The 13,554-nt window shown below is 51.5% G+C and carries 11 protein-coding genes and 3 pseudogenes; 4 read left to right on the top strand and 10 right to left on the bottom strand.

Features of this window, described 5'->3' with window-relative positions; translation table 11 throughout:
* Positions 1-38 precede the first annotated feature (38 nt).
* Positions 39-588 (bottom strand): annotated as a pseudogene (locus RT340_RS16660) (LysR substrate-binding domain-containing protein).
* Positions 589-747: 159 nt separating this feature from the next.
* Between RT340_RS16660 and RT340_RS16655 the strand changes: the two are divergent.
* The 4 genes and pseudogenes from RT340_RS16655 to RT340_RS16640 form a co-directional block, all read left to right on the top strand.
* Positions 748-867 (top strand): annotated as a pseudogene (locus tag RT340_RS16655) (SRPBCC domain-containing protein); the annotation flags it as partial.
* 383 nt (positions 868-1,250) lie between these two features.
* Positions 1,251-2,735, top strand: a complete 1,485-nt coding sequence (locus RT340_RS16650; protein WP_313377222.1) for an OmpA family protein — start codon at positions 1,251-1,253, stop codon at positions 2,733-2,735.
* Between the two features lie 13 nt (positions 2,736-2,748).
* On the top strand, positions 2,749-4,332 hold the full coding sequence (locus RT340_RS16645; RefSeq protein WP_313377220.1) for a hypothetical protein: 1,584 nt from the start codon (positions 2,749-2,751) through the stop codon (positions 4,330-4,332).
* Positions 4,333-4,573: 241 nt separating this feature from the next.
* A complete protein-coding gene (locus RT340_RS16640) occupies positions 4,574-5,173 on the top strand; it encodes a hypothetical protein (protein WP_313377218.1) in 600 nt (199 codons plus the stop codon).
* 17 nt (positions 5,174-5,190) lie between these two features.
* Here RT340_RS16640 and RT340_RS16635 read toward each other — a convergent pair whose 3' ends face one another.
* The 9 genes and pseudogenes from RT340_RS16635 to RT340_RS16595 all read right to left on the bottom strand — a co-directional run.
* The gene (locus tag RT340_RS16635) at positions 5,191-5,754 is read right to left on the bottom strand and encodes a class I SAM-dependent methyltransferase (protein ID WP_313377216.1); all 564 of its coding nucleotides are present in this window, start codon (positions 5,752-5,754) and stop codon (positions 5,191-5,193) included.
* Between the two features lie 138 nt (positions 5,755-5,892).
* Positions 5,893-6,051, bottom strand: coding sequence for a hypothetical protein (locus RT340_RS16630; protein ID WP_313377215.1), 159 nt, complete (start codon positions 6,049-6,051; stop codon positions 5,893-5,895).
* A gap of 195 nt (positions 6,052-6,246) precedes the next feature.
* Entirely contained in the window at positions 6,247-7,317 is a 1,071-nt protein-coding gene (locus RT340_RS16625; RefSeq protein WP_313377213.1) for an ABC transporter ATP-binding protein, read from the bottom strand.
* Positions 7,310-9,079, bottom strand: a complete 1,770-nt coding sequence (locus tag RT340_RS16620; RefSeq protein WP_200572819.1) for an ABC transporter permease — start codon at positions 9,077-9,079, stop codon at positions 7,310-7,312. The genes RT340_RS16625 and RT340_RS16620 overlap by 8 nt, the downstream gene beginning before the upstream one ends.
* Before the next feature lie 73 nt (positions 9,080-9,152).
* Positions 9,153-10,241: an ABC transporter substrate-binding protein gene (locus RT340_RS16615; protein ID WP_211729578.1), complete on the bottom strand. Its 1,089-nt coding sequence runs from the start codon at positions 10,239-10,241 to the stop codon at positions 9,153-9,155.
* Between the two features lie 531 nt (positions 10,242-10,772).
* On the bottom strand, positions 10,773-11,627 hold the full coding sequence (locus tag RT340_RS16610) for a VOC family protein (RefSeq protein ID WP_313377208.1): 855 nt from the start codon (positions 11,625-11,627) through the stop codon (positions 10,773-10,775).
* Positions 11,628-11,650: 23 nt separating this feature from the next.
* Positions 11,651-12,022 (bottom strand): peptidase dimerization domain-containing protein, encoded by a 372-nt coding sequence (locus RT340_RS16605; RefSeq protein ID WP_409566160.1) that lies wholly within the window; start codon positions 12,020-12,022, stop codon positions 11,651-11,653.
* A gap of 2 nt (positions 12,023-12,024) precedes the next feature.
* Positions 12,025-13,128: an alkylhydroperoxidase domain protein gene (locus RT340_RS16600; protein ID WP_313377206.1), complete on the bottom strand. Its 1,104-nt coding sequence runs from the start codon at positions 13,126-13,128 to the stop codon at positions 12,025-12,027.
* A 12-nt stretch (positions 13,129-13,140) separates the two neighbouring features.
* A pseudogene (locus RT340_RS16595) lies at positions 13,141-13,554 on the bottom strand (putative FMN-dependent luciferase-like monooxygenase); the annotation flags it as partial.

Here is a 13,554-nt window from a genome sequence, read left to right as displayed (position 1 = left end):
GAAGTAAAGCGGGATAGTGATCTTAGGCGCTGGAACGCTTAAACAGCAGTGGAAAACAGTAATTCACGTAACCAGCGATGTCCGGCATCTAGGTGCGTGCGTTCATGCCAGACCACGATTTTGTTAAACTCCTGGATCGCTAAAGGAGGAGGCAAGACCTTCAAACCAGGTATATCGTTCGTTAAGCGACGTGGCACCACGCTGATCAACTCACTGACGCGTAAGATCTCAGGTAAGAATAAAAAACTGCATACCGAAAGTGTCACACGTCGTGAACGTACAAGCGAGGCTAACGCCTCATCCGTCGCGCCCTTGAAGTTGCCTCCCAAGTAGGAAACTAAGGCGTGGTCTTGTGCGCAGAAACTGTCGAGCGTTAAATCTGTCTGCGCAGACAGCGGGTGGTCCTCGCGCATGAGACACATACTCTTCATCGTACAGCGAGCGGGCGTGCAGATCGGGTGGGGCACTGTCTGGCGTGATCAACGCGATATCGATGTCACCTCGTTCAAACTGCGCAGATAACTGCTCGTTGTTAACCGGCAATACCGCCACGCGGATACCCGGTGCCTGCACTCGTAATGCGGCCATAAAAGGCACAATGACCGCACGCAGGGCATAATCGGTGGCCGCAATTTTGATGGTCATTTCGGCGGTCGCAGCGTCAAAGACTTTGGGCTGCAACAGTTCTGACACTTCTGCCAGTATGGCCTTCACGGGCTGAGCCAACTCCAGTGCCCGCATCGTCGGAAGGAAACGCAAAACGGCAAACCGGCGGTTGAGCTAGCAAGTGCTAAACCCAATCCGATGATCAATGGTCATCAGGATTGGCTGGATGGACTGGTCGCGGCTGCGAAAGCGCGCAAATAATCCCTTTTTTTTGTGCTAACGCGATGCAATGGGTTTAGATAGTTATGGTGGCCGCACTACCAGCATTTTGACTCATTAACTGGAGCGCTATCGTGTTAGTGGGGGATAAGTCATTACTTTACGCTGCAATTGAGTGATTGTGGCGTAAATTATTCTAAAATTGACTAAATCCAGTAATTAAGCTTATGATATTAACGGATTTCCCACCTCTCAATTTTCGCATGATTCGCCCATCTCATTGAATATAATAATTAAGACATTCACCACTAAAGTTGTTACGCTCTTGGCCGATATCAACCAGTGAATGTTTTTTACCAATTCTACGTATTTCAATAAATCATTTTCCCTCCAGACGAGGGAGATTTTTCAATCAAGGATTTGATGTGAATTTACCCTTTTCTAAAAAGGCAGCATCCGTTTTGATTGCTGCTTCACTCGCGACCAGCTGCGCCTCTATGAATGACTTTGCACGAGATTACGGTACTGCTGCTGGATGTATTGGCGGCGCTGCGCTGGGTGGAGGTATCACTTATTTGGTCACGCACGATGCGAAAAAGGCATTAGTTGGCGGATTGGCAGGTGGCGTCGCGGGTTGCGTGGTCGGTAATGTGTGGCAAAACCGCGAGCAGGCGTTAGCGAAGATCGCGCAAGAAGAAAAAATCCGCATTAGCACTCAAGCGCTGAAAGCTCAGCAAAATAGTAAACAAGATCAGGTCGGCATTGTTGCGCAAGTTGAAGATGGAACAATGTTCAATGTGGATAGTGCAGAACTGACAAGTAGTGGTTTGCGCCAGGTACAAAAAATAGCTGCGGCCATGAAGGGGGGACAGCAAGATAACAGCGCAGTTCTGCTGGTCGTGGGTCATACCGATGCCAGCGGAAATGCTGGGTATAATCAGCAATTATCAGAAGCACGTGCCCACAATGTTGGCCTGGTGCTGGAGCAAAGTGGTATTAAAGCCAGCCAGCTCTATTTCCAGGGAGTAGGATCATCGCGCCCTCTGGCAGATAATGATTCAGCGAGTGGACGCGCTCAAAATCGCCGTGTTGAAATTGTTGCTCTGGCAAATGAATCATTACTCCGTCAGCGACTGGCGCAAGAAAGCAACAACCCTCTGTATTTACAGCACAGCTCGGCGGTTGATAGCCGGCTGGCCCGGACTGAAACGCCGCGTAAAAAAGCCCATCCTGACAATAAAGCGAAAGCAGCATCCCCCACTTCTGAAGCGGCCAAATCGCAGGAGCAAGATCAGGTCACTCAGCCAACTCAAGCGATTGCCGAAAGTAACCCCGCTAACTTTATTGATTTTGGGGGTAAACCCACCTCCTCACGTGTAACGGGTCTGGCGAGTAATTTAAAACCGCTATCGCAGGGTTTTAGTCTTATAAGCCAGGCGCAGGCGAGTAGTGTCACGGGGAGTTGCCTGACAGACCTGCCGCGAGTCAGTGGGCTGGCTAAGAATTTAGCGACGGGTCAATCTATTGGGCAGCACGATACTCGCGAATATCTCCCGAATATGAATGGACGCGCATGGGCTGGATTGGTCAACGGTAATCTTGTGACGTTGAGTCCAGTTTTTGTGCTGAAGGAGGGCGCACAAGTTACGCGCAATCCACAGGTCTTTGTGACGCCAAAATATGCCCAGGGAAACAGAAAAACATTGCCTGGCATGACGGGTGTCGCCAATAGCTGGGAAGGGGAAGATAGCATTCTTTATCGGGTTTACATCGAAGATGCGCAGAAACAACCGGTTTCATGTGTTGATCTTCTCATACCTAAATCAGGCCAACCCGCTAAGCAGGGCCAGCTTTTTTATAGTAATCATCGTCAGCCGTGGCTGGCTGAATACGCGCCTCAGCGTGGATAAGGAATAAATCATTATGGAAATTTTAGATACTGTGTTGCAGGCGATTGCGACTTACCGTTATATCTTTTGGCCATTATTTGGTCTGATGGCATTGACCATTATTACCATTAAGTGGTGGGAACAAGTCCGTTATTTCTTCCTCAATTTAGCTTGTGCTTTACCTTTGGTGGGACATATTACTCGTCTGGCAAAAAGTCATGAGTCTCGTCGTATGGGGACCGGCGGACTCGTGTGGCATCCTGCTGAGGAAGCACTGTGTGGCAAATTTTATCAGTATCACAGCATTTCCAACCGCGATGCCGATTTCTATCTGCGTTGTGTTAATTACCTAAATAAGGTCGACGAGCGCGGGCGTAAGCCTACCAGCATTGTCTTGTGGTTGTGCAGTATTGCCCTTGTCATTCTGGAAGCGTTCATTTTTGCTTTGGTGTTGTCACCCTTTATTGCCAACAATATTTCGGCAAATCAGGCTGAGTTATCAGCGATTGTCGTTTCGGTTCTCATTGGGGTGATTTTGGTACCGGCCACACACCTGATGGGTACCCAGCTTCACAAAAATACCCTGCTCAGTAAGATTCGCTATTGGCATAAAGAAGCAAAGCTAGAACACCAGGCTGAAGCACTGGTAAAAGACAATAGCGTTTCTCTGGAAAATAGCCGTATTGATGATGATGCGCCCGGCTATCTGCAGATGCTTAACCGCGTGCGCCACGGTATCGGCGCCAAACCAGAATATGTGCAAACGATTGTTACACTGTTGTTGATCGTGACGTTTGCTGTGGGTGCCTACTTCATCCGCGCCGCAACCATTAATGCTGCTGAAACACAGGCGGTGAATGGTACCCCGTTTAGTCAGACGAGCACTATTGCCACTAACGCTTCGCCTTTCGAATTGCCTCAGCAAGCAGTCGATGATAATCAGCAAGCGGATAAACAAGCAGCGAAAGAAGTGAGTGACAATCGCGTCTTTGCTTCCAAACTGACGTTTATTATTTTGTCTGTCATTTTTATTGGTGTGCAAATTATCGGTATCTTAATTGGTTATTACCGATCATTAGTGGGCATTGAATCTAAGTTGGCTGCGAAATACATCGGCAATTTTAGTAGTTCTGAAGAGTTCGCTGCCTGGTATGCCATGCAACGTGAACGTGTAGAGCGTGATGCTCAGGACAAACTTGCTAGCCTGCAAAATCGTATGGCAATGCAGAGAGCCAGTAGTGCCAGTGTAGCTCAGAGTGAAGTGCGCACCTTTGACGATTACGTGCGCGGAAAAATGCGTGACAAGGCATTAGCGGATGACGAGCACCAACAGTTTAATGCCACGCGTCCTGTCTACAAGCCAGAGCCGATTATGCATCAGCATGAGCCGATTTTAGTTGCGCCAACCGCACCTCCCGCTCCTGTGGCTGCAACGCTGGAAATCCCAACGAATCCAGTGACAAATACCGATTACAAAGCGCAAATTGCAGCTCTGGGTGACCTTACCCTGCTTAATGATGAAGAATTACAGCTACTGGCTGACGATCTTGAGCTCCCGTTAGATGGCTTGTTAAATCGGCGCAAAGTGCAATTGGTTTTGAATAAAGCACGGGGTTGAACAGGTGAAATTCATCACAAGTTGTTTTCTGTTGCTGGCGAGTTTGAGCGCTTTAGCTCAGGCGGCAGACCGTAATGATATTCCGAGCTGTTATGATTATGCTCATCTTAGCCAGTATCGCCCGGCCAGCAGTGGCCGGGAATTGATCGTAATCATCGATCAAACTGTGAAAGTCCCGCTGGAGATTAAAAACGCCAGCTGGCAGCAAATTCTGCGGTTTACACAGCCGGGTGATCGCGTAGTGCTCTATCAGTTCTCGGCCTTGTTGCAGAATAATTTTATGCAACGCTTGTTTGATGGTCGGCTAGAACCTTTACTCACTGATAAAGCCATCCGAGACAATCAGGGTATGGAAAGCCTAAAGAACCTGGATAAATGTTTGGCAGAGCAGCGACAGTATTTTGCAAAATCTTTCGGCGGACTGATGGCGAAAAGTTTTGCTGAGCAAGGAGACAACATTGCGAAGAGTGAAATTCTCGATAGTCTGAAACGTGTTAGTCAGGATTTGCAATCTGACGCGTCTACTTCACGTACGCTGTTCCTGATCTCAGATATGCTGGAAAACAGCGCATTCGATAGTTTCTATCGTAATAACGCGCTGCGTTTGATCTCACCAGACAAAACATTGCAGCAGGTTAAACAACAACATTTGCTGGCCGATTTCGCGGGTGCCAAAATTTTTGTTGCCGGGGCGGGCCTCATTGATACGGATGCGAAGAACAACTATCGTTCTGGAAAAATTCTCCAACAGCTTGAGGCTTTCTGGCGTGACTATTTCACCGCATCAAATGGGGTGCTGGTGAGTTTCGGCGCGCCGGCACTTAATGTTGAACTGCAATAATTTATTTGAGTCTGTTTTTAATGATGTGCGGCAGCCTGGCACCGATAAACAAATGCCAGTGGCAGGTTGCGCATCTCGCGTGTGCGCGTCCAGTAAAAATGCTGTGACAAGAGGGGTTCCGACAGCGACGTATATTGAAACTGCACAAACACGCCACCGGGATTCAGCGCACGGCTGATTTGTATCATCATCCTTTCGCGCAACGCCTGCGGCAGGGAGAGCAGCGGTAAACCTGAGAAAATGGCATCGTAGCCGGTGCCTAACATTTCTGCGGAATCAGTGTGCACCGTCAAACGCAGATCGTTGAACGCATTAAGCTTATGGGTTAATTGCGGATTGATTTCATATGCTGCCAGCGTTGCATCGGCTCTCATGCTATGCAGTAAATGACGCGTCAGCACACCATCGCCAGCGCCGAGTTCCGCAATCCGTTGCGTCTGCTGCCAATCTACGGCTTCAGACATGGTGCGACACAGCGCAGAAGAGGAAGGTGCGATAGAACCAAAAGCGCGCGGGTTGGCGAAAAATGCCTGTAAATAGCGGGTTTTTTCTTTGAGTAATGAATACGTCGTTGTGATCACGATTATTACCTACGGGTTATTGGAGGTGATTCAACAATTAATTTCTTAAGCAAAGCTTAAAGCCGTATTCTTTTATGCCCAGATGACAAACTTGTCATGATAAAGAAATGTCCTGGTATAAGTTCAGTTAAATCTCCCTCATTGCAAGGGTTCTGAGCCTTTTAATTGGGTTTCCATAAAATCAGTCACATGGTGCATCCAGCATCGCATACCAAACAGATCCAGGATTAATCCGCTCCAAACCAGCGCCACGCAAACCAGTAAAGCTAAAGCGACATAATAAGGGAATGCTGACATAAATCCGTCCTGGACATTAAAACATGCATGGCGCGACAGTATTCTATAAATGGAGCACGCCAGCAACCTAAATAGAATTTTTCGCCAGGCTTACACAACGCGATAAGAATTTCTGGTTAATTTGTGTAATACAGATGGGTTAAATCTCCCCCCACCGCAGATGCGCAGTAGGGGGCAATTTATTTAAGGGAAGGGTTAGCTTTTAGCGAAAATCCACAGATCCTCTTTCGGCAGTGAGACGCGGAAGCGCTGATTCCCGCGGAACTCCTTGCCATACGCGCGCAGCGCAAAATCATCCCCTTCGGTGCGGAACAGGTATTCCCAGCGATCGCCTAAATACATACTGGTGAGCAAAGACAGCTCAAGTGCGTTGTCATCAGCGGTGTCAGCGATATTCATACGTTCGACGCGAATCACCGCTGTCCCATCCTGTCCAACCCGCACATCGCCACTCGGTTTACCCCATAGCGCCCATTTTGCCCCGGCAATGCGCGCCCGGCCGCCTTCAACGTGGGTGATTTTGCCGTGCAGACGGTTATTGCTACCCATAAACTCAGCGGCAAACAGCGTTGAGGGCTGGCTGTACATCTCTTGCGGTGTGCCTTGCTGTTCAATCACGCCGTTGTTCAGCAACAGAATACGGTCAGAAATCGCCATGGCTTCGTTCTGGTCATGCGTCACCATTAAGGCAGACAGTCCGAGACGAATAATCAGCTCGCGCAAGAACACGCGCGCCTCTTCACGCAATTTGGCATCCAGGTTGGAGAGTGGCTCATCCAGCAAAATCACGGGCGGGTTATAGACCAGCGCACGACCAATCGCCACGCGCTGCTGCTGCCCGCCGGAAAGCTGATGCGGATGGCGTTTGCCAAGATGCCCGAGCCCCAGTTGATCCAACACCGCCTGCACGCGTTGATTAATCTCTGCTGTGGCCACTTTGCGCAACTTGAGCGGGTAGGCCACGTTCTCAAATACGGTTTTGTGCGGCCACAGCGCGTAGGACTGAAAAACCAGGCCGAGATTGCGCTCTTCAGCTGGGATTTCACTTTTCGGCGTGCCATCAAACACCACATTTTTGCCGATAGTAATGCGCCCCTGTGACGGTTTTTCCAGACCAGCCACGGCACGCAATAAGGTGGTTTTGCCGCTGCCGGATGGGCCCAGCAGTGAAACCACTTCGCCTTTTTTCAACTGCATCGATACGCCTTTCAATACAGGATTATCGCCGTACATCAGATGCAAGTTATCTACCGATAATTCAATCATGTAATTTCACTCCAAAGCGTAACGCGATGCCGAGGCCGATCACCACCAGCACGATATTAATCAGGGAGAGCGCAGCCACGATATCAATGGCGCCCGCTGACCACAGTGAGACCAGCATTGAACCGATGGTTTCGGTGCCGGGTGACAGCAGATACACACCGGTTGAGTATTCGCGCTCAAAAATCAGGAACATCAGCAACCACGAGCCAATCAGGCCATGGCGTGACAGCGGTACGGTCACGTGACGCGTGGTTTGTCCCGGGGTGGCACCCACGCTGCGTGCGGCTTCTTCCAGTTCCGGGCCGACCTGCAACAGCGTTGAGGAGATCAGGCGCAAGCCATAAGCCATCCACACCACGGTGTAAGCCAGCCAGACGCTAAAGATGGTTTGACGCAGGGAACGCAGCCAAACGATAAAATTCTCACGCAGCCAGTCAGCAACCGGCAGGCTGGAGAGCCAGCCGTTTTTCAGGGACTGATCGAGCCACATCGGAATGAACAGGAACACCCAGAGAAAAGCCAGACCGGCTAACAGACCCGGCACGGCACGCGGCACCAGCACGCTGTAATCCAGGAAGCGTGTAACCTGATCCTGCTTGCGATGCATGGCGATGCCGACAAACAAATAACAGATTACCGCCACCGCGCCGCCGATCACCCCAATCAGCATCGAGTTGACAATGGCACGCAACAGATTGGGTTGATCCCAGATACTGCGGAAGGTCGCGAAGGATATTTCATCCCACAGTGAGACGCCGACACCCCAATGCGAGATGAACGCACGCATCACCACGCCCAGTAGCGGCACGCCGATGGTGATGGTCAGCCAGGCCAACACCACCGCACCGGCAATCCAGCGCCATTTACCCAACGGCAGGGCGCGCGCTTGTGACGCTTTGCCTTTCATGGTGACAAAGCGGTTGGCGGTGCGCATCAGCCAGCGCTGCAGCATCACCAGCGGCACGGTGAAGCAGATCAGCACCACGGCAACAGCGGCCATCAGGTGGTAAGAAGGGGTGCCGAGCTTGTTAGTCAGCTTATACAGATAGGTGGCGAGCACCATGTTGCCTTCCGGATCGCCCAATACCAGCATCAGGCCGAACACCTCTAATCCCAGGAAGAATAGCAGCACACAGGCATACAGAATCGAAGGGCGCACCATCGGTAGGCTGACCGAAGTCATCACCTGCAACGGTGAAGCGCCGACTGTGCGCGCGGCTTCCTCCACATCGGAGCTGACGCTGCGCAGTGCCGATGAAATATAGAGATAGGCGTGTGGCACGTGGGTGAGTCCGGCGATCACCACGATGCTGGTCATCGAGTAGATGTTCCACGGCACCACGCCAAACAGTTGATTCGCCCATTGAGACAAGAAACCCACCGGTCCGGCGGCAACCACATAGCCAAAGGCCAGCACCATTGGCGAGACAAAGATCGGCACCAGAATCAATGGCTCAATCAGGCGGCGTCCTGGCAGGTTGGTTCTGACCATCAAGAAGGCCAGAATACCGCCGAGTGGAATAGCAATGATCACCAGACCAAAAGCCAGAATAAAGCCCGACTCCAGCGCCTTATAAAAATCAGGATCGGAGAAAATAAATCCAAAAGAACCGAGCGTCAGCTCTTTCTTTTTGGCAAAGAACGGCGCGGAGAGAAAACTCTGCACCACAATAAACATCAGCGGTACGTAAATAACCAATGCCGTGATCAGAACAATCAATGCACGTGGCAAACTCTGCCACTTTTTCAGTAACCTGCTCATATGCCAACCCTATCAAACACCGGAGGCGAAAGGAGATGTTATGCGCCGCGACGGGCGCATAACGTGGGGAGCATTATTTCCCGGCGGCGGTACGCCACTGTTTAATAAATTCCAGGCGTTTTGCCGGTTCCAGATATTCCAGCAGCGATTCATCCACCGGAATCGGCTTAAGAGCATCGCCCAGCATTTTGGTCATACCGTCAATATCGTTTTTGCCTTCAATATCATTGCGCAGGGAAGGGATGTCCGCCTGATTTGCCAGGATACTCTGTCCCTTTTCTGACAATACATAATCCAGCCACAATTTAGCGGCGTTCTCATGCTCACCCTCTTCGGTGATAAACGAAACGCGAGACAGCACCAGGATATAATCTTTCGGGTAAGCGATGCCCAATGCCGGATCGTTCTTCGCTCGGGCTTCGGCATAAGAACCAAGAATATTAAAGCCAATCAAATTCTCGCCTGAAGAGACGCGCTCCATCATCGTGCCAGTCGAAGACTGTACCGTCAGACCCCCTTTCGCCATCCCCGCCAGGTTTTCTTTGTATTGCGGATCCACTTTGCTGTCCTGAACCGTCAGCATGAAACCTAATCCTGATTTTTCAATATCGTAAGTGGTCACTTTATTTTTGAATTTAGCCGGATCGGCTGCAATCATTTTAGCCAGTGCGGTGTGAGAGTCAGGCGCGGTGTCTTTTGGGATGAGTTTATTGTTGTAAATAAACACCACCGGTTCGTAGGTCGTGCCGTAAGCTTTATTTTGCCACACTGCCCATTTTGGTATTTTGCTCTGCTCAGGCGAAGCATATTCCGCCGCATATTCAGTGGCCAATTTCAACGCGGTATCCATGGATGAGCTCCACACCACATCACCGCTGCCGCTGCCGGAGGCCTGTTCACTAATGTAACGGTTATAGAGTTCGGTACTGTTCATGTCGTTATATTCAACTCTGATGCCCGGATACAGTGTCTCAAAGCCTTTGATCAACGGGCCCGCTGCTTTGGTGTCAGTGGTTGAGTACACCACCACTTTGCCCTCTTTTGTCGCTGCATCAATGACTTTCTGATACTCAGTGGGATAACCAGCAGGTACAGCCGCAAACGCAGAAAAGGAGAGTCCTGCCAGTACAGAGGTTGTTAAAAAACGCAGAGAGGTTTTCATACAGATCCTTTTGGTTACATTTGTTACAAGAATTTAACAGTAACCCATTGCGACCCCGATGCAATCATAGTGTCAATTTTTTTCAGGATCTGTGAAGTTAGTTAGGTTATTAATCTGACGGTTAAATGGGGGGCTACTTGATTGGCGTTATAAATTAAACAAGCTTTTAAAAGGTGTTATTAATATCTACGATGGAATGATTAAATGCATGAGTGATGTTAAAATGCCCAGTGATAAAATTCATTGATGTTGTTAGGTTGAAAACCAAATAATAAAAAAGGCTGTAATGGTAAAAACACTCATCAATATGGCAATCCATTCATCAAACTGAAAAAACAAAAACGATTTCATATCATTCATACCCTCATGTTAGTGAGGGCATATTGACGTTAAAAGATTAACAGAACCTTAGGGAAGTGACGAAATGGCATAAAGGGGCAATGGATAAAGATCTTCTGATACCAGGGTTAGCCGCGATCACAGCTCAAGAGCGCTATTTAAGAGGTGCGGCCCATGGGCCGCCCGCAAAGCTCAAGCTGACTGCTGAAACCGCAGCGCCACGCCAAAAGCATGCTCAGCGCTGACGATAAGCGCGGATTCCTCTTCGTGGAACGGGATATCGCCCAGCAGCAAACTGGCTTTTACCTTGCGCAGATCCATACTGCGCAAGCTTAACGCCGCCATGCGTGCACTGCCGTTGTAATCGGGTGGTAATCCGGCGAAACGTTGTGTGACATAGCCGGCAGCCGCGAAGCGCACGGTCGCCACGCCGGCTTTTAATACGAAGGCACCTTCCTGGCAGGCGGTGAGCGCATTAGCCCCAAACAACCGACTGTAAGGTTGTGCTGCCGCCGCAGGATCCTGCGCCACCACCACAAATTCGACAATATCAGTCACGCCATTCGGATGCTGACGCCATGCATCCTGCCATACCGCGTGTGGGGTCTCGTGCTGGCAGAAGAAACTGCGCCCATTCGGCACCAGCGCCGGTCGTAACTGCACGGTGCGGAAACGTGCCTGATCCTCATTGCCATCCGGCAACTGTACCGGACGGAAGAAGCTGGCAGGCAGAGCGCCATCAATATCCTGGCTCTCAAGATAACGCCATACCGCATCGGCATCGTCGGTCTTCCACACCAACCCGCTCAGGCCAATCGGTGACTGCCACACATCCTGACGTAAACTGGCGCGCCCCGGCTCGAAGCCGAGCAGCTCAAGATAGTTATCACCAAACACGGCCAGATGGTTACTGGATCCGAGCGAATGATGGCCGCGTTCGGTGAGCTGAAACCCCAACCGACGAAACAGCGCACTGGCCTCATCTAACTGATCGGCCACGTTGATCACCACGTGATCCAGACGGGGAATCGGTACCGAAATCGCCATCGCTTTCCTCCTTGCTCTCATGGTCACCGCGCCCATGCTGACGCGTCCGGTTCGGATGCTGACAGTGGCTGCCAGTTGACGTGCGTTTCCGCGCCAAAACCGGCGGCAATGCCGGCAATCAGGGTGGTGATTTGCGTATCGGTGTGCTGATCCTGACTGCGGACGATGCCCTCTATCTCCGCTGTCTGAGGCAGCACATTCCAGCTGTTACCGGCCGTTAAGCGCGTAATACCCAGCGTCCATTGGCGATGACGACTGGGGAGTGCATAGAGCGCAGAAACGATATGGCTGCCGATCACAATCACATCAATGCCTTCATGTGGCCGTGCGGCATGCGCGCCTTTACCGGTCAGGGTGATGTGAAAACGCTGCGCGGAGTGGGTTTGCCCGGTCATGGTCATCCTTGTGAGTGTTCAGGTAAAAAAGGCTCGCCCAGCGTCAACATCAAACGGTTTGCCCAGGCAAAGAAAGCAGCGGACTGGATCACATCAAGCAGTTCCAGCGTGGTGAAGCCCTGATCGCGTAATGTCTGCACCTGTTGCAGGCTGGCGGCAGCGGGAGTGATGGAAAGCGTCGCGACCAGGTCAATCATCGCGGCCCAGCGTGGTGACTGGCCGTGTGCCAACTCTGCGCCCGGTGCAACATTCAGCAGCTTTTGCACTGCCGCATCGTCTTTTGATAACTGGCTGGCTTTACGCGCGTGGACCGAGGCGCAGAAGATGCAGCCATTCACTTTACTGACCACGGTGGCCGCCAGTTCACGTTCAGCACGCGGCAATCCGCCAGCGGTGTAAAAGATACCTTTGTCGGTCAGCGTTCGCTGTTCCAGCAGCGGCAGATGACGTGCCAGCAGGCGGAAGTAATCGGAGTCGCTGTGGCCGTTTTTCTTCAACGTAGCCTGTTCATCGGCGGTAAATTCGTTGAGCGGTTTGGCTGCCAGCCAGGGTTCCCAGCCTAACTCTTGCTGGGTAAAGGCGGTGAGGGCGTTTTGGCCACTCAACGTCAACGGTGCATCGTGCCACTTGCCAGCCACGGCGTGCGCTTGCGCGTCACTCTGCTCGCCGTTGAGCAGGCGTAAACCGGTCAGTAAACGACTCTGGAAGCTCACAAAGGCGATTAACTGTGCGAGGGTGACGATGCCACGCGGTGCCCAGCCAGCGCTTTGCAGGTTTTGAATGTGTTTGGGCGCTGCATCCCCCGGGTGCAAGCTGAGCAGTTCGGCAAAGGCGTGACCGGCCGCAAAGCGAGCGTCATGTGCCTTGTTGTTCACCTGTTGCTGATAATGCGCCTGTAAGCGGGTGGCGCCGTGCCAGTCGGCGACCTGCGCGGCTAAGGCAAACCGCCATTGCAGCGGGAGATCCGCATCATCTTCACCAAACAGCACCTCATAGCTCCCTTGTGTGTGCTGAGTGGCTGCGTGGCGCTCGTTGCGTGCTAACGCGAGTTGCGATGCGGGATCGATATCCGCTAAGGCGGCCAGTAAATCAACGGGTTGAGACATCATTTTCTCCTGTTAAGCCTGTTCCAGAGCACGTAGCTCAGGGGCGATGTGATCAGCGATTAATTCAATTGAACGCAGAATGTCGGCGTGTGGCGGATCGATTGAGTGCACCTGGAAGGTGATATCGGTGACACGTTGCAAGGTTGAGTCGGCGCGCAATGACGCCAGGACGGAAGGTGCATCGCCAAAGTGCGCATCAAGCTGCCGCGCATGGCTTTCCAGCGTATGGCCAGTGATGACGTGGCCAGCAGCCTGAAACTGCTCAGCCTGGCGCCGCAATCCTGGCTCTGCGAGACGACGCGCATAGTCATTTGAATCGGCAACAAACGCGGTGCGCGAGGCGAGTATGCGCGGTGCAATACCGGCCGGTAACGCGGCCAGATAGGCATCGATCATTGGATTTTGTATCGCCTCCAGCGGCAAATC

The sequence above is a fragment of the Pantoea sp. CTOTU50773 genome (assembly GCF_032082325.1).
Lineage (GTDB): Bacteria > Pseudomonadota > Gammaproteobacteria > Enterobacterales > Enterobacteriaceae > Pantoea > Pantoea communis.
Note: the sequence above shows the minus strand (reverse complement) of the source record. Positions and strands in the feature narration are given on the sequence as shown.

Bases quoted from the DNA above. Each gene is read 5' to 3' on its own strand.
- RT340_RS16645 (WP_313377220.1), top strand. From the start codon at position 2,749: ATGGAAATTTTAGATACTGTGTTGCAGGCGATTGCGACTTACCGTTAT.
- RT340_RS16630 (WP_313377215.1), bottom strand. From the start codon at position 6,051: ATGTCAGCATTCCCTTATTATGTCGCTTTAGCTTTACTGGTTTGCGTG.
- RT340_RS16625 (WP_313377213.1), bottom strand. From the start codon at position 7,317: ATGATTGAATTATCGGTAGATAACTTGCATCTGATGTACGGCGATAAT.
- RT340_RS16620 (WP_200572819.1), bottom strand. From the start codon at position 9,079: ATGAGCAGGTTACTGAAAAAGTGGCAGAGTTTGCCACGTGCATTGATT.
- RT340_RS16615 (WP_211729578.1), bottom strand. From the start codon at position 10,241: ATGAAAACCTCTCTGCGTTTTTTAACAACCTCTGTACTGGCAGGACTC.
- RT340_RS16610 (WP_313377208.1), bottom strand. From the start codon at position 11,627: ATGGCGATTTCGGTACCGATTCCCCGTCTGGATCACGTGGTGATCAAC.
- RT340_RS16605 (WP_409566160.1), bottom strand. From the start codon at position 12,022: ATGACCGGGCAAACCCACTCCGCGCAGCGTTTTCACATCACCCTGACC.
- RT340_RS16600 (WP_313377206.1), bottom strand. From the start codon at position 13,128: ATGTCTCAACCCGTTGATTTACTGGCCGCCTTAGCGGATATCGATCCC.